This window comes from Truepera sp. (genome assembly GCA_032027045.1).
GTDB lineage: Bacteria > Deinococcota > Deinococci > Deinococcales > Trueperaceae > JAAYYF01.
Genome location: JAVSMU010000001.1, coordinates 1144393 through 1161551, shown reverse-complemented (window position 1 = coordinate 1161551; position 17159 = coordinate 1144393). Strand labels below are relative to the sequence as shown.

The following is a 17159-nucleotide window of genomic DNA, read 5'->3' as shown; positions in this document are numbered from 1 at the left end:
CAATCGGGGGATGGAGCTAGCGCCGCGCCAATGGCGCGCCTGCAACAAGGGGTCTCTTGCGCAAGGTCGCCTACGAGAGGCTCCTGTAGCAGCTTGCAGCACGCTCCGCTCATGGCCGGCTTGTTGCCGTGACGACCAGAGCATTTCCGCTTGGGAGGATGACGTCACGCTCCAGGCCCGCACCTCTCGTGCGGAGCCTAAAGGTAACTGACTGAAGCTTGAGATCCGGGCTCAACGGGTCGGTTACAACCTGGAACGGGCGCATTGATAGTCCATTTTCATCCTCGAGAAACAGGTCGGTTGCCACCAGCGATTCGTAGGTTGCGGTCACAGCGGTGGGGTTTGCCGGTGGCTGGGCACAGGTCGTACCACACCCTAGGTCCGCGCGATACTCGAGGAGTGTGGGAGTATCGGCCCCATCCCAACCTGCAGCAACTCCGGGATCGGCCGCCCAGCTAGAAAGCGGGATCACGCGATATGCCAGTAGTTCAAAACCGGTGATGTCAGATGTTTCGGTCGATCGGTCGACTACCGGCACCACCAGCGCAATGCACGGCCCGTCCGCCGACGTGGTCGAGCACGCGAAGCTTGATCCGCCGTAGGAAATCGCCACGCTGCTTTGCACGCCGCAGTTCACCGCGGGATCATTCGGGTTGCCGGCGGTTCCGACGGTGTTCTGGCAACCGAGTCCGCGAAGTGCTCGGCGCGCGTTGGTGGCGAGGTACCCCGAGACGTCGTTGAGTTCAGCTATGCCAGTGTTGATGACGTTTGCATGGCGTGAGTAACCCAGGAATGCCCCGGATAGCGTTACCACTGCTGAAATCAGTACGCCGAGAATTGCCATTGCCACTAGCAGCTCGACGAGAGTGAAGCCGCTACTGCGGGCGGAATCAGGCATTCGGATCACCGAATTCGGCTTTTATGTCTCGCTGCGGGAGAGTATTTGTGGCAGGACAGCTGATTGTGACGCGCCGGCGCTCGGGCGAAGGAGCCGTGACGCTCCCGGTGCAAGCTCGACCGATGGAAGCCATTTCGAGTTGCACGTAGTCGGCAACGGCCAGGGCGCTCGAGTCTGGAAGGTAGACTATTCCGCTGGACCAGGCCCCTGGGTTCGACCAGTCACGGGCGATCTGCTCGAAGATGCTGATGGCCTGCTGGCTTTCGGAAGTGTCGATTGTTGCCGCTTGCGTATTCCTGGTTATCATCGGCAGCATCGCAGTGAGCGAGACCCCGACGATCGCAAGGAGCGTCATGGCAACGATGGCTTCTATCAGGGTGAAACCGTCAGAGCGCTTCATCTGTCAACAACCGTTCGGGCGAAGACGCCGGTTACGTGGACTTGGGCACTCCTGTTACCCACCTGCACTCGTATCGTTTGAGCTGCCCCAGGGTATGTGCCATACGGCGGATAAAGGGTCATGCTTGCCGGACCGCTCGTTACGCTGGCGCCCTGCAGGTCGGTCGCTCGTGAGCCAACTTTCACTACCCATGCTCCTGCGGATTCTTCTACCGTCAGGGCAACGGGTTCGTCGGTCTCCTTTGCGAACCTACGGGCGTTGCCAACCTGCGTCTCGATCGTTGTTACTGCGCTGTTTAGCCTAGCGGTTTGGAGCAGTGCGCTTCCTCCGAGGCCACCGACGGCCGCTAGAACCCCTACGATTCCAATCACAATAAGGAGCTCTATCAAAGTGAAGCCGTGGTTCCGTTTCATCTGATCCGCCAGGTGTTGTTGAGTGCTTGGCCGAGTCCACCCGGGTCCGGGTTCGGCACCGTGAGTCCGGCTAAGGCTCGCATCAGGTGAAGCGGATCGTAATGGATATCAGTTGTGCCCTGGACAGACGTATCGACTGTTGCCTCTCCATCAACGATGATTGCACCATGGTATTGCGCGTTGCCTTGGATATTCGCATCACCGATTACGTAGATTAGCCCGATGAAATCGTTGCTGACATTGAGGTTGATCGTCTGGTTCGGATTGTTCTCGATGATCAGAATCCCGCTGCCCGTCTGATCCCGGAAGTTGTTGTCCGGGTTCGTCACCCACGTGATGCCGGAGAGCGTTCTGCCGGCCACTTGGGAGCCGGTAAGGCGGTTGGCGGCAGGTAGCGAGTCCTTGAGGAGGTTCGGACTAGCAACGTGGAAGGTCTTGTAGAAGAGGCTGGTCAAGTCGACACCGGCATCGCACCCTTGGGGGAAGCTCTGCGAAACGTTGGTTCCCGTCGGACACGCTCCCATAGTTACCCCCGAGGAAATATCGCGTCGCACGATGGTTCCTTCAGGCTGAGAGCTGGGAGGTATCGACCACTTGATCGTGAATTCGTCCCCGTCTATCCCCACGACTGTGCCCATTGAGTTCCCACCGATAGAGATGGGGCTGTCAAGGCCGAAGAGGGTCCTCGTTCCATGGGTAACTTTCACCGTGGAGGTCGGGGGGTTTCCGACTGGAGAAGGAAGATCTTCTGCAATGGCTGTGCCGCGAATACCTACTTTGGTGGCCCCGGGAAGTACGAACGGTGAATGGTCCGTAACGCGACTTACGCTTAGGTTCGCCGGGCACGTAGATGAGTCCGTAGCCACGTAGACGACTCCAGCGACTTCGATGTAGTCATCGGTGAGCGCATCGCAGGCCGTTGCATCTCGGTACGTCGTCTTGCTTTTCTCGATTATCGGAATCTGCGTTGTGGTCCAAGCTGCGTCGGTGTTGGGCTTGCCATACACGCGTGCCGCACCCGAGCTTGACTTAATGGACCCTACTGAGGTCAACGCACCGGGCACAGTGGCCGAAAGCGGCAGGGGCGGGCCAATCACGATCTCGAACTCTTGCACTACGGTGCGCCGGAAGGGCCCAACCGCCCCCACCGATTGCACGGTGATTCGGTTGGCATCCTCGTCCTCATCCACCACCGAAATTGTGGCCGTGACCCCGTCTCCCATATCCAAGGTGGCGAAGTTCTCGGCAATCCAGTTGGTGAACGAGCCATCCGACTCCGAATACGGGATGGTCGCGCCGCGGGCCTTCAGCGTCTTGAGGCCCGAGTCTGCGGCCAAGAGGGCCTGGGTCGAATTCCTGTCACTTGAGGCGGAACCTCTACTCGCCACACTTAGTGCGGCCGACGTGAATAGCGCAGTAAGCATAGTTACTGCTGCAATCACGATGACGAGAACGATTGCGATGCCCTCGGTTCTGTGCTTCATTGAGCCACGCTCCTAGCTGGAGGTTAGGTCTACCTGTGCGATTTCTCTACCCCTGGCTGGGGGAGATGGGCGCTAGCAGTGAGAAAATGGTGGTTGGGGTGAGAGCGTCTGAGTTGCAGACTAGTCGACGTTTCCATGTGTAGGCCCCCTTTTGTCAAGGGCTCCTGGGTTGTGATGGCCTGTCGTCTTGGTATTGACGTTGCCCTTTCCCTGTGCTTCCATACGCACTCTGTTCAGGCTGTCTCTTCGCCTGGGTGCATGATCGGATCCGTCCAAGAGTGGGTGCTGCACGCTGAAGTGCGACCTAGAGTGGTCAGATCGACTACCGCAGTCACCCGCCTTGGAGGGTGGGCAAGCCTGGTTTAACCGTTCACGACAATACCAGCGCTGGAGCCGCGGACCGGAGTTCCTTGGCCGCGGAGGTCGCGCTAGCGACTGCGTTATCGTCGTAGGGAAAGGCCGACGTAACTGTTGCGTCAAGCCCTAGGTTTTCGCGGTACTCCCGGAGGGTACCTGGGACTTGTACAGCAGCGGGGCGAATGACCGCAAGGCGTGAGGCGCCCGCTAAGCCCTGGACGGCTCTAGGGAAGTCGACATTGAAGTATTCGTCTGGCGTGCGCCAGCGCGTCCGAGGGTTCCTGGTCGGTGTTCTAGGCGGTCGAGTAGCCAGGCCAGGAATCGAGCCAAGATAGCCGGGGTTCCGGTGAGGGCCTTCATGATCTTGTGCAGGTTCATGGCCGCGGCAGCGAAGATGACGTTGAGTCGGTCGCCGAGCTCGCCTTTCAAGCGGCTCTTGTCCAACCGCTTATGCGCCTTCAAGTGCCCGATGGTCGGTTCGATGGCGGACCTTCGCTTCATCCAGCGCCAGGTGCTCTTAGGCGTCCTGCCGCGCCGGCGTTTATCGACGTTCACGGTGACGGGCCCCTCGTAACCGTGGCCGCGGTAACCCATGTCCACGAAAGCGTGTTTAGGTTCGCGCCCGACCAGGTCGGTGACCTGCTCGAGCGTGCTCGCGAGAGTATGCCCGTCGTAGGGGTTGCCCGGGTGAGCCTTGGCAGCGAGTAACCAACCGCCCTTGCTGGTGGTGGCCAGGGCCACTTTGCAGCCGAACTCGTAACGCTTATGCGCCTTGCCCTTGCTGATGCAATCCACGTTGGGTTCGTGCAGACTGTAAAGCTTGCCCTTGTCGCTTCGCTTCTGAGAGTGCAGGCGTTCTGAGAGCGCTAAGAGGTTCTGGAGCTCAGGGCTGGGGTTGCTGGCTTTGCGCTGCACGTCGCGGATGACGCGACCCAAGAAGGTCTTCAACCTCCTGGTGGCCTTACGCGCCCTCTTGAACTGTTTGGCGTGCGCGTAACGAGACTGCAGCAACAACGTCTGCTTCCCGATGCGCACGTACGATTGCCTCAACTGGATGCCTTCGGCGCGGGCTTGCTTCACGAGCTTCTCCCGCGCCCGATCGAGGAGCCTGGCATCGGTTGGGTGACGGACGTTCTTCTCCATCACGGTGGTATCCACGTTCACGCGCGCTAGTTGACTGGCCTTGATGAGGTTGAGGCGCAAGCCGGCCTGGATGGTTTCCTTCAAGAGCTGTTCGGCGCCGGCTTCACCGACTCGGTTACGCCACCTGGTCATGCTGGATGAGTCGATGGGTGGTTCGTGCTGGAAGAACTTCTCACCAGAGAAAAACTGCCAGTAAGGGTTCTCCAGCCAGCGCAAGATGACGTTCTCGTCGCTCAGGTCGAAGGTGTACTTCAGGTAGTGCAGCGCGACCAGCAGCCTCGTGGGGGCGGGTGGTCTGCCGACGTTGCTGTCGGCGTAAGCCACACCGAACGCCTCGTCGAACGCCGCCCAGTCGATCTCGCCCGCCAAGCGCACGAGCGGATGCCGCTCGTCGACCAGGTGAGCGAGCTCGGTCTGGAACAGCGCGCCTTGTGCGTCCTCCACCGCGCTTCTCGGGGGTCTCATAACCCATTGTATTGCAAGGAAACGACGCCCAGGACGACAAAACCTGCAAAACGAGGACACGAAACCAGGACAGAACTACCCGCTGCTAACGAGACGAACCCGATTCTTCAGCGCCAACTGGACTAAAGCTAGGCAAAGTCCAGCTTCGCGTGGAGAGCGCCCTTGAGGGCACTTCTGACGGACGCCAACGAGGGGTTGACGATCCGGAGTAGGTTGTCAGGTGAGATCAAGACTACTCTCCGGGTATGCGAACTTCACCCATCCGGTCCACGGGGCCAACTACTACGTGCAGTCTACTGGGAGCCCCGCGCGAGGCAAGGCAAGATGGAGCTTAGACAACCTGTCGGAGCAGCTTGCTGGGGTGAGGTTGTCAAGTTAGTGAAAAGGCCGCCCCGAAAGGCGGCCTGCATGCCCGTCAATCAGGCAGCTTACGGAGCAGCAGGAGCAGTAGGCTGGGTCGTGCTCACGCCACTGCCTGCCGAAATGTAGTAGGTCTGACCGCCACCCGTATGGACGCCAGAGTAACCGAACCAGGTCGTGCCAGAGCCCGTGAGAGCCGTTACCGTAACGTTGTCGCATGCGTTGGCGTCGGCCGCAAGTCCGCCAGTCCCGTCATATATATACGGATCGTCAATCGCATTTGCTTCTTCAAGGGTGGCGAGTTCCTTCAAGCAGGCTTGGGCGCCGGTCTCAAAGGCCCGAACGCGGGCGTTGAGCAGGTTCGGAATGAGTACCGCTGCCAGGATGCCGATGATCGCGATTACGATCAGCAGCTCGATCAGGGTGAAGCCTTGCGTCTTACGGTTGCGCATTTTGCGCTCCTTCCGAATGGGCAGCCGGGAAATGATATGGATTATTGGCCCGGTCGCCTGGTAGTACACGCACAGGCTTTGCCCGTGCTGAGGAAAGCCTAGCAGGCAATCCTTACGAGACTCTTACTTCCGCCGGATCCTCTCATGCACGACAACTAGGCAAGGGCCAAGAAGCGGCCTCGTTATCGCCTAGACAGAACGTTTGCGGGGTACTTCACATGTGAGGAAACGGGTAAGGGGGTCTCAAGAGACCCAGACAACAGGCCGAATAACGAGAACCACGCGGCACCAAATGCCGACCGTCACCGACCGTGTTACCATCCCCCTGCCCCGTCGGACCAGCGCGGTGGCGACCCTCGAACCAGGTCAGGTCGGAAGAAGCAGCCTTAAGAGGTGATCGTCAGGTGCCGTTGGAAACCGGCGGGGCGCTCATTTCATGTACACCGGCGTCGAAAGACGCCAAGCGGGCCCTTATCTCAGCCAGCAACCCGCCAGCAGCCTCCTCGATCATGTCCAGCACCAGCTCGAAGCCCTCGGACCCGCCCGCGTAGGGGTCCGGCACCTCCACCTCGGCACGCCCAGCTGCGAAGTCCATGAACAGCCGCACTCGGGCGCGTTGCCCATCGCTCGGCTCGGCGCTCCCGAAGAGGCCAACGGTGCGGTTGTAGTTGCCGCGGTCCATCACCAGCACGTAATCGAACCGCTCGGCGTCGTACTCCGATAGTTGGCGGCCCCGCAGTCCACTCAGGTCGTAGCCACGCGCGGCCGCCGCGGCCTGCGAGCGGGCGTCCGGCGGGTCGCCCACGTGGTAGGCGTGCGTGCCCGCCGAGTCCACCTCCACGCGCCCCGACAGGCCGGCCTCTTCCACCAGCTTGCGGAACACTCCCTCCGCCGTGGGCGAGCGACAGATGTTACCCATGCATACGAACAGAACGCGGATCTTATCGGTGTCGGCGGCCGATTCCGACAACTTCACGCCTTCCACCCGGGCTTGCTCCTGTACACCCGCGTCACGTCGGCGATGCGCCCCACGTTGTCCTTGATGAACTCGATCTCCGAATGGTCCTTCACGTCCACCCGGAACATGATGCGCGCGCGCATGGCGCTCTGCACGTCGGCGGCCACGCGGCTGGCGCTCTTGTTCATGCCGTTAATCACGTCTAGCACGTCCTTCAACAGGCCGGGGCGGTCCACGCCGATGACCTCGAAGTCCACCTGGAAGACCTCGCCCGAGGGGCTGTCCCAGGTGACCTGCACGAAACGGTCGCTGTCGGTGAGCATCAGGTGCTTCACGTTGGGGCAGTCGACGCGGTGAACGCTTATGCCGCGGCCGCGCGTCACGTAACCCACCACGTCGTCGCCGCGCACGGGGCTGCAGCACTTGGCCAGGTTGGCGGGGGCGTCCAGCCCGTCCACGTACACGCCGCTCACGCCCTTCTTGGGCGCCTCGCTGCTGGGTGAGGGGCGGCGCTCCTGAACCAGGTCGGGCACCAGCGCCTCCACCACGCTCTTGGGCGACAGGCGGCCCGACTCGAGCGCCAACAGCAGCTCGTCGGTGTTGTCCACCTTGAGGAGCTGCTTGGCCACCTCCTCGAGCTTCGCGCGCGTGGTCAGCTTGGCCACGGGCAGGCTGCGGCGCCGTAGCGCCCGCTCCAACGAGCGCCTGCCGCTCTCGAGCTGCATCTGCCGGGCCTGGGCGCGGAAGTAGTGCTTGATCTTCTGTTTGGCGCCGCGGGTGACCACGATGTTCACCCAGTCGGCCGACGGCCCGTACTGGCTGGAACGGTTCGTCAAGACCTCCACGCGGTCGCCGGTGGTCAGCTCGTGGTTCAGGGGCACTATCTCGCCGTTCACGCGCGCGCCTATGCACCTGTGCCCCACCTCGGTGTGCACGTGGTACGCGAAATCGATGGGCGTGGAGCCCCGCGGCAGGTTCACCACGTCGCCGGCGGGCGTGAACACCAGCACGCGCTCGCTGAAGAAGTCGGTCTTCACGGCGTCGATGAACGAGTCGGCGTCGTCCGAGCTGGTGTCCACCTCGAACAGCTGCTTCATCCAACCCAGGCGCCGCTGGATCTCGGCCGTGTCGGTCACGCCCTCCTTGTAGGCCCAGTGCGCCGCCACCCCGAACTCGGCCACCTCGTGCATGCGCCGCGTGCGGATCTGCACCTCTATCGGCTGCCCCAACAACCCGATCACCGTGGTGTGGAGGCTCTGGTAGCCGTTGGGCTTGGGCACGGCCACGTAGTCCTTGAAGCGGCCCGGGATGGGTGTCCACAGCGAGTGGACGATGCCGAGCGCCCGGTAGCAGGCGGCCTTCTCGGCCTCCTCGCTGGGCATGTCGCTGCCGTTGGGTTCCGGGTCGAGGATGGTCCTTATCGCCATGAGGTCGAAGATCTGGTCGAGGTTGCGGTGGTCGCGCTGCATCTTGCGGTGGATGCTGTAAAGGTGCTTGCTGCGGCCCGACAGTTCGAACTTGAGGCCTTCCTGCTCGAGGCGGCCGTCAAGTAGCTTGATGCTCTGCTTCACGTACGACTCGCGCTCCGACTGCCGCATGCGCACCTGGCGCTGCAGTTGCAGGTAACGCTCGGGCTCCAGGTAGCGGAAGGAGATGTCCTCCAGCTCGCTCTTGATGTGGTTGATGCCCAAGCGGTTGGCGAGCGGCGCGAAGATCTCGAGCGTCTCCTCGGCGATGCTGAGTTGCTTGTGAGGCGGCATGAAGCGCAGGGTGCGCATGTTGTGCAGCCTGTCGGCCAGCTTGACGAGGATGATGCGCGCATCGCTCGTCATGGCCAGGAGCATCTGGCGCAGGTTCTCGGCCTGCTCGTTCTCGTACACGCGCACGGCCAGCTTGCTTATCTTGGTCTCGCCCTCGACTATGCGCCTTACCGTCTCGCCGAACTTCTCCTCCACCTGCTCGAAGGTGGCGGGGGTGTCCTCCACCGTGTCGTGGAGCAGGCCGGCCATCAGCGCGCTTATGTCTAGCCGCATCTCGGCGAGGATCTCGGTGACGGCCACGGGGTGCGTGATGAACGGCTCGCCGGAGCGCCGCAGCATGCCGCGGTGCATCTCCTCGGCGAACTCGTACGCCGCCGCCAGCTTGGCGGCGTCTTGAGGCGCCAGGTAATCGGTGGCAGCTAGCAGGCTCTTGGGCACCACGGTGACCATCAGGCTGTCGAGGATACCACTCTAGGGCGCGTTTGTTGGGCGTTCTGGCCGACCTGGACGGGGTTCCCTTACGCTCAGCGCGCCCGCCGCGCCAACAACCCGAGCCCCAGCAGCGTAAACACGATGTTCCCCAGCCAGGCGCCCAGCCACACGGGCAGTTGGCCCGTCTGGGCGAAGAGCTGCCCGAACGTGTAGAAGAGGTACCAGATCAGCGTCACCACGAGGCTCAGGCCGAACGCCACCCCGCGCGTGCGGGCGTACGTGAGGCTCAGCGGCACGGCCACCAGCAGCAGGGCGAGGTTGGTGAACGGCTCGGCCAGCTTGCGGTGCATGAGGGCGGAGGCCTGCCGGCGCTCGGTGGCCGACGCGCTCTCGCGGCGCGCGTCGCCCGCCAGTTGCGTTATGGACCGGTTGTCCTCGAACCCGCCGCTGCCGAAGCGGGTGACGAGCTCGTCCAGGGTCACGCTGGTGGTGATCGTCAGGGTCGCGGTGGGGTCTGCGGGGACGTTGCGCAGCTTGATGAGCCGGCCCAGCGCCGCCGCCGGGTCGGACGTGGGGGCGTCGAGGGCGCTCAGGTCGAGGGAATCGATGCGGTAGCCCGTCAGCTCGAGGTCCACGCCGTGGAAGCGTCCCTCGCTGGCCCGTACGAGCGTCAGCGTTTCACCGTCCCAACGCTCTATGCGCACGCCGCGCATGACGGTGCCGCGATCGGTGGCCTTGTCGAAGCGCAGTGTGAAGTCGTCGACCGGCACGGCCTGCTCCGCCAGTCTGAACAGACCGGTCTGGCCGGCCGTAAGCTCCCAGTACTGCTTCGTTATCAACGTGTTCGTAACGGGCAGGACCCACTGGTTGATGGCTAGAACGATCAGTGCGCTTACCAGGCCCATGGTCACGAACACGCCGGCCGTCCGCCTGACCGGCACGGCACCGGCCTGTAACGCGAGCAGCTCGTTCTCGCTTGCCAGACGCCCGAAAGCGAGGAGCACCGCCAGCACCAGGGCGATGGGGAACGTCTGCACCATGGCCTGCGGGAGCTGCACCAGCAGCCAGCCGGCCAGCTCCAACACGGGCGCCCCGACTATCCACTGCAGCCGCGGGATGGTGACGCTGACCACGGCCAGGCTCGAGTAGAGCAGCAGGCCGAAGAGAAAGGGGGGCAGGCTCTCCTTGAGCAGGTAGACGTCGATCTTGGTTACGAGGGGCGGCCTCATGGCGTGCCCGGCATGATACCCGGCTCCGCCTCGTTGCCCTCACCCGCCGCGCCGCCCTCCACGGGCGCAAGGCTCGTCGGGGCGGCCTCTCCCCCGCCACCGCCGGGCCGGCGCTCGAGGTCCACGCTCACCGAGACGCCCCACTTGCCGTAGTCGTTGAGGGCGCCCAGCGTGAACGAGCCGCAGCAGGTTATGAACGTGAGGTCGAGCCCGTAGCCGCTCAGGTAAGCGGAGCCGCCCTGCAGGGCGCGCGCGAAGTCGACGGCCACGAACGGGCGCAGCTCGAGGTTCTCGAAGGCCACGGGCACGGCCATGCGGGCCGACAGTCGTTCCAGCTCGCCGCCAAGCAGGTCATACTCGCCGCCCACGCCGAACTCGAACGAGCCGTGGGGCACGTGACTCGCTACGACGGGCCAACCGAAGCGCCTGGCGCTCACGTCCAGATCGGCGAACGCGCGCACGTTGGGCAGGGCGTTCACCAGGCCGGCCGTCTCCAGCGCAGCCTTGACGGTCACGGTCCACGGCTGGGCGTCCAGTTCCAACCGGCCGTCGGCTCGCAGCACCTTGACGCCCGCCACGGCAACCGGGGTTGCGAACGGGTCGTACGCGGCGCTCAGCTCTAAACTACCGCTGAAGCCGCCCCCCATGGGCCCCTCCACCACCAGGTTGCCCGTCGCGCGCTGCAGCGGGGTTAGCCCGTCGACGCTGATGCCGAAGGGCGAGGCCGAGTTGGTGAAGCGCGCGTCGTAGCCCAGCGCGGCCGTCACGGGCCCGGTCCGGAGGCGCCACGACGGCGCCAGGCGCACGCCCCACTGGGTGGCCGGACCTGCGGCGGTGCTGCCCCAGACCACGGGGTAGGCCGTCACCTGGGCGCGGCTCTCCAGGGAGAGTGTGCCCAGCGGCACCCCGTCAGCGCTCAACGAGGGCGTGGCCGCCTTGGCGGTGGCGCTGACGCCCAGCCGCGGCCCGGCCACGTCGGGCTGGGCGGTGGCCGCGTTGGCCGTCAGCGCCGTGGCGGCCGCGAACACCTCCCCCACCACGCTGCCGCCCAGGTCCGGCACGGCAGTGGAGGCGGTAAGCCCCACCCGGCCCTCGTGCCTCGCGCGCCGGGCCGGGGCCGCGCCGCTGCGCGCCCCGAACGAGGCGGTAAGCCACGGGTTGACCGGCGCCGTAACGTTCAGGTCGAGGAAGGGCGCACCGGCCTCCAGGCCGAACGTGGCGTTGGCCCTGGTGGGCTCGCGGCCAAGGTGTTCGGGGTCAGTGGCCTCGCCGCTCGAAGCCTGGTCGCTGGGCGCAACCCGCAGCAGCGCCACGGGCAGCAATTGCCCCGGCACGTCCAGCCCGGTGGCGCCCAGCTCCAGCGTCACGTCGTCGGCCAGGGGTATGCCCACCACGCGCACGCTCAGTCCGGCGCCCGGCGTGGGCACGGTGCTGGGTGGGCTCGGCTCCACCGTGGCGACCTTCACGGGGAACTCGAGCTCGGAGAGCGTCTGGTCGCTCAGCGTCAGGCCCTCCTTGAGCGCGATGCGCAGGGCGCCCACCCTGAGCACTCCCCCGCCCAGGCGCACCTCGCGCGAGCCCAGCGCCACCGTGGCCACCTCGCTCTCTAGCGCTATGGGGGCGCTCTCCATGCCAATGCAGGTCGTCACGTCGGCGCCCTCGACCGTCAATTCCTCGCCCTGAAGCGTGGCCAGCGTGCCGCTCACCTGGAATGCCGCCCCGGCCAGGAGCAGGTCCTGGAGGGTGATCTCGCCCGAGGCCACGTCCACCTCCAGCAGAGCGGCCTTGCCGCTGGCGTCGGGCCCGACGATCTTGGCCTCCTCCAGGCTGAGGTGCTGGGCGTCGGCGACCAGCATGGCGCCCGACATGCGCCAGCCCGCCATGTAGAGGGTGGGTTCCGGCGCCCTCAGGTAGATGTCGGTGCTCAGGTTGCCGACCAGCACGTTGTCGGCCAGCACGGTCCACTCGCCCCCGACGGCGGTAACGCAGACCCCGCCGTAGAACTCGGCCGTGTCCTCGAGCGCGTTGCTGCGGAACTGTTGGTAATAGACGGCGAGGAAGCCGGGCAGCGTCACCTCCGCCGTCTTGGGCCCGCGAGAGCACTGCGCCGACGCCACCGATAGGCAGCCGAACAGGAGGGCGGTGGCGAGGTGCCGCAGTTTCACCAGGCGATCATGACCTACGAAGGCCGCCGGGTGGCCCGACGTTCACCACGCGCCGCGCCTCACAGCTCGGCGCTGAACCTCGCGAGCATCTCCGGCGTGACTTCAGTGGCGGCGTCGTAGCCGGCAACGCCGTCCTGCACGACGAGCTTGAGCGCCAGCATGCCGCCGCCCTCGGGCGAGCGCATGGTGAACAGCCCGCCGTCGAAGACGTACTCGCCCTCCAGCAACACGTCGCCGTTCGTCACGTCGAGCAGCACGCGGTCGGCGGTGAAGGCTGGTTCGGTGGAGGTGACGCCGCCCCCGAACACGGCGATCTGCGTGTTGGCGTCGAAGCGCAGGTTCAGGGCGTCGACCGCCAGCGCGTCACGCTCGAGGTGCAGCCCACCCGACGCCGTCAGAAGCCCGGCCGCGAGGTCTATGCGCAGCGCTTCGGCGGCCACCTTGCCGAACGACCCGGCGAGGCTGACGCTCCACGCCTCCACGTAGTCCTGCGCGCGGTACTCGATGCGCTTGGCGTCCAGCGAGACCCCCGTGTCCTGATCGGTGATGGTCCCGCCTTCGGGGAGCGTCGTGACGCCCGTCGTGATGTCGTACACCTGACTGCCGAACGGCGTGACCGTGAGGGCCGCGAAAGGCGCCTCCGCGCCCGCAGTGCCTGCGGGGAGCGTGCCTACCAGGAAGAGCAGCAGGAGAAGCCGGAGCGAGGCCCTGCCGGAGTGCTGAGAACGCATGCGCCGAGTGTAACTAGCGCTTGGTGAGAAGGCCGTCCTCCGGATGAAGCGTGTCCTAAGGATGAAGGGCACCCTCAGGATGAGGGGTGCACCCCGTTGGGCGCCGGGCGCGCTCAGTCCTTTGGGCCGAGCGTGACGAGGTAGTCCCGGTCGAACGGCCTGGCCTCCAACAACCTGGCCCCCGCCTCGAGGGGCGTCTCCATGACCTCGTTCACCAGTTCGGTGAGGCTCTGGTACGCGCCCAGGGTCTGGTAGTTGGTGGCGAACGACATGAGGCGGCCCATGGGCGTCTCGGCGCGGAAGGTGAGGCCCGTGGCCGTGCGCAGTTGCGCGCGGCGCCACTCGTCCTGCGTGATCCCATGCTCCTGGGCGTCCCTGATGACCTTCAGGTACTCCTCCAGCACCGCGTCGGCCCTCTCCGGGTCGGTGCTCACGTAGCCCACGAACGAGCCGGCGCCCTCCTGCGCCTCGTGCGACAGCGAGGCGTTATCGGCCAGGCCCTTGTCCACGAGCTCCCAGTAGAGGCGGCTGCCGTCGCCGGCGCCGATGACGCTTGCCAGCAGTGAGGCCGCGTACCTGTCGGGGTCCTCGACCGCCACGCCGGGGGCGTAGTAGGCGGCGTGGAGGCGGTGGAGGTTGGCGTCGACGATCTCCTCGCGCCCGGCGAAGGTGCTCGCGCCAGGGTAGTCGCGGTGCGTCTCGAACGCGGGCCACTGCCCGGCGCGCTCGGTGGCCTGCGCCAGTACGGCGTCCCAGTCGTAGTTGCCGGCCACAGCCAAGATGACGTTCCCGGGCGCGTAGCGGCGGTCGAAGTAGGCCTTCATCTGGTCGCGGCTCAAGTCCGACACGCTCTTGGTGCTCCCAAGCACGCTGTTGCCCAGCGGGTGGGAGTTCCAGAAGCGCTCGTTGGCGTGCTCGAACAGCCGCCTGGACGGGCGGTCCTGGTACATGGCGATCTCTTCGAGGATGACCTTCTTCTCCACGTCGAAGTCTGCTTGCCGCAGGCTGGGGCGCATGAGCTCGCTCAGCACGTCGAGGAGGGCGCCCGCCCGGTCGGCGACCACCGAACCGAAGTAGACGGTGCGCTCCTCGCTGGTGAAGGCGTTGTACTCGGCGCCCAACTCGTCGAAGGTGCGGTTGATGTCCTCGGCGCTGTAACTCTCGTTGCCCTTGAACACCATGTGCTCGAGGAAGTGCGACACGCCCGCCACCTCGGGCGTCTCGTCGCGCGAGCCCGTATGGACGAGGTAGCCCATGCCGGTGGTGGCGGCGTTGGGGTTGTGCTCGCCTATCACCCGCAGGCCGTTGGCCAGCGTGGCCTCGTCGAACCTGAGGTTCTCGCCCCTCATGGCTTGGGCCCCAGCGTGACCACGGTGGGCTCGGGGATGGGGTTGGCGGCCAGGTAGTCGTTCACGGCCTGCAAGGTGACTCCTTCGATGCGGCCAGAGATCTCCGCCAGGGTGCGGGGGCGGCCGAAGAGCGCGATGTCGTTGGCCAGCCTGCCGGCGGTGCTGCCCGTGGCCTCGCCCGACATGACCACGCTGGAGAGCAGGCCCGTGCGGGCGCGTTCGAGTTCGGCCGCGCTGACGCCCTCTGCCATGCGGCCCAGCTCCGCGAGGAACACCTCGAGCGTCTCGGCGGCGCGCTCGACGGTGGTGCCGGCGTAACCGAGGGTGTAGCCGAAGCCGCGCAGGCTCCGGTAGAACGCGGATACCGAGTAGACGAGGCCGCGCTTCTCGCGCACCTCGGTGAATAGCCGCGCCCCCATGCTGCCCGAGAGGACCTCGAGCGCCACCTGGTAGGTGTAGGCGTCGTCGGTACCCGGCGCCGGGCTGGGGAAGCCGAGGCCGATCTGCACCTGGGTCGATTCGGCGTCCACGTGGTGACGGCCGACCGGCGCCAGCGCGGCGGCCGGCAGCGGCACGTTGCCGCCCGACCAACCACCGAACGCGTTGGCGACGATGGCCTGTAGCTCGTCCCACTTCCCCCCACCCGCGAGGCCGAGGACGGCGCCGCTCGGCCCGAGCCGCGCCGCGGCGTCCCGCCTCACCCCCTCGGGGCTCAGGGCGCGTAGGCCGGCCTCCGTCCCGTAGCCGCTGCGGCGCTGCGGGCTCTCGAAGAGTCGCTCCTGCAGTTCCTCGAACAGGAGTTGCGTGGGCGCGTCCTTCAACGACTCGAGTTCCTGCAGCGCCAGCTCGCGCGAGGGCTCGAACTCGGCGTCCTCGAAGCGCGGGCGCACCACGCTGTCGGCGAGGAGCCCGAGCGCCGGTTCGGCGACCGATGCGAGGAAGGCGAAGCTCAGGTTGCTGCGTTCGCGGCCACTGCCGCCGCCGCGGCGCACGCCGAGGTCGAGCAGGGCGTCGGAGTACTCGCGCGACCCGAGGTCACCCGCGCCACGCTGCAGCCACTCGTGCAGCACGTTGGCCGAGCCCTCGAGTCCGTCCGGGTCGGTGGCGGAGCCCAGGGGCAGGGAGAGCGTCACGCTGAGGGTGGGAAGCCACGGCATCGGCGCGAACGCGACGCGCAGGCCGTTGGGGAGGGTCAGCTCGTGGATGGCGGCTTCGGAAGCCGGTTCGAACGACATGAAGCGGAGTATAGCGCCGGGGTCGGAACGGAGTTGAGCGCCGGTGCAGGGGACGGTCGGAAGTTGAGCGCCGGTGCAGGGGACGGTCGGAAGTTGACCGCCGGTGCAGGGGACGGCCGGCAGTTGACCTCTAGCGCAAGCGAGGGCCGCTAGTTGACCGCTGGCGCAGGCAACGGCGCGGCTCAGGCGCCCCGCAACCTCGCCAGCGCCGCACTCAGGTCGCCGCTGCCTGCCAGGCTGGTGCCCACCAGGACGGCGTCGGCCAGCCCCGCCACGCCGCGCAGCTCCTCGTTGGTCCTGTAACCCGACTCCGCCACGCTCGTGCCGCTGAAGCCCAAGGCGTGCGCCTCGCGGATGAGTCGCGGCGCGGTCTTGAGGTCGACCTCGAGGGTCGCTAAGTTGCGGTTGTTGACGCCGAGCAGCGTGGCGCCCGCGTCCACGGCCAGTTCCAGCTCGGCGGCGTCGTGCACTTCCACCAGCGCCTCCAGCCCCAGCGCCTCCGCGTAGCGCAGGTACGCGCCGACGGCGTCACCCAGCACGCTGACCATCAGCAGCGCGGCGCTGGCGCCATGCTCGGCGGCCTCCCTGAGCTGCGCCGGGTGCACCACGAACTCCTTGCGCAGCAGCGGGAGCGGCACCGCGTGCGCCACGCTGCGCAGGTGCGAGAGCTCACCGCCGAAGTGCCGCGGTTCCGTGAGCACGCTGAGGGCCGCGGCGCCGCCGGCCGCGTACTGCCGGGCGGCCTCCACCGGGTCCAGCGCCGCGATGGCGCCCTGCGAGGGGCTCGAGCGCTTCACCTCCGCGATTACTGCCAGCGGCGTGAGACCCTCGCGGTCGGCGCGGGCTTTGGCGTAGAGCAGCGCCGGGGCGAAGCGGCCCCTGGTGGGCGGCGTCGCGGCGCCCTGGCGCGGGGCAGCCGCGTAGTCGAGGGCGCGCTCGCGGCAGATGGTGCCCAGCACGCCCGGGATGGCCTCGAGGCGCTCCCGCGGCAGTGGTTCAGGCGCCTCGGGGTTCCTGGTGAACGGGCTCATCAGTAGATGTGGAATCCCGGCAGCGCCCCGCCGCCGTCGGCCCACTCGACGTCGATGCCCTCCACCTGCGAGTGCGTGGGCCCCATGCGGAGCTTCACGAGGAGGACGTCCAGGGCGTCCTGCGGGCCCTCCGCCACCACCTCCACGCGGCCGTCGGCCAGGTTCTCCACGTAGCCCCTCACGCCGAGGTCGGTGGCGTGGCGCCTTGCGAAGGCGCGGAAGCCCACCCCCTGTACGTTCCCCGAGATGAGGGCGGTGAAGCGGCGGCTGGCATGGGGTTCGCTCATCTGGCGGGCA

General features: G+C 66.1%; 13 protein-coding genes, 1 other RNA gene and 1 pseudogene. 1 reads left to right on the top strand and 14 read right to left on the bottom strand.

Annotation, left to right across the window (positions count from 1 at the left end):
* Positions 1-109: 109 nt before the first annotated feature.
* The 6 genes and pseudogenes from ROY82_05290 to ROY82_05265 form a co-directional block, all read right to left on the bottom strand.
* Positions 110-898, bottom strand: a complete 789-nt coding sequence (locus tag ROY82_05290) for a prepilin-type N-terminal cleavage/methylation domain-containing protein (GenBank protein ID MDT3681880.1) — start codon at positions 896-898, stop codon at positions 110-112.
* Positions 891-1298 (bottom strand): prepilin-type N-terminal cleavage/methylation domain-containing protein, encoded by a 408-nt coding sequence (locus ROY82_05285; GenBank protein MDT3681879.1) that lies wholly within the window; start codon positions 1296-1298, stop codon positions 891-893. Before ROY82_05285 ends, ROY82_05290 begins: the two co-directional genes overlap by 8 nt.
* On the bottom strand, positions 1295-1711 hold the full coding sequence (locus ROY82_05280) for a prepilin-type N-terminal cleavage/methylation domain-containing protein (protein MDT3681878.1): 417 nt from the start codon (positions 1709-1711) through the stop codon (positions 1295-1297). The genes ROY82_05285 and ROY82_05280 overlap by 4 nt, the downstream gene beginning before the upstream one ends.
* On the bottom strand, positions 1708-3195 hold the full coding sequence (locus ROY82_05275) for a pilus assembly PilX N-terminal domain-containing protein (protein MDT3681877.1): 1488 nt from the start codon (positions 3193-3195) through the stop codon (positions 1708-1710). Before ROY82_05275 ends, ROY82_05280 begins: the two co-directional genes overlap by 4 nt.
* A 705-nt stretch (positions 3196-3900) precedes the next feature.
* Positions 3901-5160 (bottom strand): annotated as a pseudogene (locus tag ROY82_05270) (IS5 family transposase).
* Between the two features lie 428 nt (positions 5161-5588).
* Positions 5589-5972 (bottom strand): type II secretion system protein, encoded by a 384-nt coding sequence (locus ROY82_05265; GenBank protein MDT3681876.1) that lies wholly within the window; start codon positions 5970-5972, stop codon positions 5589-5591.
* A gap of 330 nt (positions 5973-6302) precedes the next feature.
* Between ROY82_05265 and ffs the strand changes: the two genes are divergently transcribed.
* Positions 6303-6399: signal recognition particle sRNA small type (gene ffs / locus ROY82_05260), an RNA gene on the top strand.
* Between the two features lie 545 nt (positions 6400-6944).
* On the opposite strand, the gene ROY82_05255 is transcribed toward ffs, so the two are convergent.
* From ROY82_05255 to ROY82_05220, 8 genes are all read right to left on the bottom strand, one after another.
* The gene (locus ROY82_05255; protein MDT3681875.1) at positions 6945-9140 is read right to left on the bottom strand and encodes a bifunctional (p)ppGpp synthetase/guanosine-3',5'-bis(diphosphate) 3'-pyrophosphohydrolase; all 2196 of its coding nucleotides are present in this window, start codon (positions 9138-9140) and stop codon (positions 6945-6947) included.
* Positions 9141-9214: 74 nt separating this feature from the next.
* Positions 9215-10351 (bottom strand): LptF/LptG family permease, encoded by a 1137-nt coding sequence (locus ROY82_05250; protein MDT3681874.1) that lies wholly within the window; start codon positions 10349-10351, stop codon positions 9215-9217.
* The gene (locus ROY82_05245; protein ID MDT3681873.1) at positions 10348-12516 is read right to left on the bottom strand and encodes a hypothetical protein; all 2169 of its coding nucleotides are present in this window, start codon (positions 12514-12516) and stop codon (positions 10348-10350) included. Before ROY82_05245 ends, ROY82_05250 begins: the two co-directional genes overlap by 4 nt.
* A gap of 59 nt (positions 12517-12575) precedes the next feature.
* Positions 12576-13247: a hypothetical protein gene (locus ROY82_05240; protein MDT3681872.1), complete on the bottom strand. Its 672-nt coding sequence runs from the start codon at positions 13245-13247 to the stop codon at positions 12576-12578.
* 113 nt (positions 13248-13360) lie between these two features.
* Entirely contained in the window at positions 13361-14596 is a 1236-nt protein-coding gene (locus tag ROY82_05235; protein ID MDT3681871.1) for a pitrilysin family protein, read from the bottom strand.
* Positions 14593-15831, bottom strand: a complete 1239-nt coding sequence (locus ROY82_05230) for a pitrilysin family protein (GenBank protein MDT3681870.1) — start codon at positions 15829-15831, stop codon at positions 14593-14595. The genes ROY82_05235 and ROY82_05230 overlap by 4 nt, the downstream gene beginning before the upstream one ends.
* Positions 15832-16013: 182 nt before the next feature.
* Positions 16014-16862 carry an indole-3-glycerol phosphate synthase TrpC gene (gene trpC / locus ROY82_05225; GenBank protein MDT3681869.1) on the bottom strand — a complete coding sequence of 283 codons (849 nt, stop codon included), beginning with the start codon at positions 16860-16862 and terminating at the stop codon, positions 16014-16016.
* On the bottom strand, positions 16862-17149 hold the full coding sequence (locus ROY82_05220; GenBank protein MDT3681868.1) for an acylphosphatase: 288 nt from the start codon (positions 17147-17149) through the stop codon (positions 16862-16864). Before ROY82_05220 ends, trpC begins: the two co-directional genes overlap by 1 nt.
* Positions 17150-17159: the final 10 nt, after the last annotated feature.

Excerpts from the sequence above, each read along its gene's own strand:
- ROY82_05265 (MDT3681876.1), bottom strand. The coding sequence starts at position 5,972 with ATGCGCAACCGTAAGACGCAAGGCTTCACCCTGATCGAGCTGCTGATC.
- ROY82_05240 (MDT3681872.1), bottom strand. The coding sequence starts at position 13,247 with ATGCGTTCTCAGCACTCCGGCAGGGCCTCGCTCCGGCTTCTCCTGCTG.
- ROY82_05235 (MDT3681871.1), bottom strand. The coding sequence starts at position 14,596 with ATGAGGGGCGAGAACCTCAGGTTCGACGAGGCCACGCTGGCCAACGGC.
- ROY82_05280 (MDT3681878.1), bottom strand. The coding sequence starts at position 1,711 with ATGAAACGGAACCACGGCTTCACTTTGATAGAGCTCCTTATTGTGATT.
- ROY82_05290 (MDT3681880.1), bottom strand. The coding sequence starts at position 898 with ATGCCTGATTCCGCCCGCAGTAGCGGCTTCACTCTCGTCGAGCTGCTA.
- ROY82_05220 (MDT3681868.1), bottom strand. The coding sequence starts at position 17,149 with ATGAGCGAACCCCATGCCAGCCGCCGCTTCACCGCCCTCATCTCGGGG.
- ROY82_05230 (MDT3681870.1), bottom strand. The coding sequence starts at position 15,831 with ATGTCGTTCGAACCGGCTTCCGAAGCCGCCATCCACGAGCTGACCCTC.
- trpC (MDT3681869.1), bottom strand. The coding sequence starts at position 16,862 with ATGAGCCCGTTCACCAGGAACCCCGAGGCGCCTGAACCACTGCCGCGG.
- ROY82_05275 (MDT3681877.1), bottom strand. The coding sequence starts at position 3,195 with ATGAAGCACAGAACCGAGGGCATCGCAATCGTTCTCGTCATCGTGATT.
- ROY82_05255 (MDT3681875.1), bottom strand. The coding sequence starts at position 9,140 with ATGGTCACCGTGGTGCCCAAGAGCCTGCTAGCTGCCACCGATTACCTG.
- ROY82_05285 (MDT3681879.1), bottom strand. The coding sequence starts at position 1,298 with ATGAAGCGCTCTGACGGTTTCACCCTGATAGAAGCCATCGTTGCCATG.
- ROY82_05250 (MDT3681874.1), bottom strand. The coding sequence starts at position 10,351 with ATGAGGCCGCCCCTCGTAACCAAGATCGACGTCTACCTGCTCAAGGAG.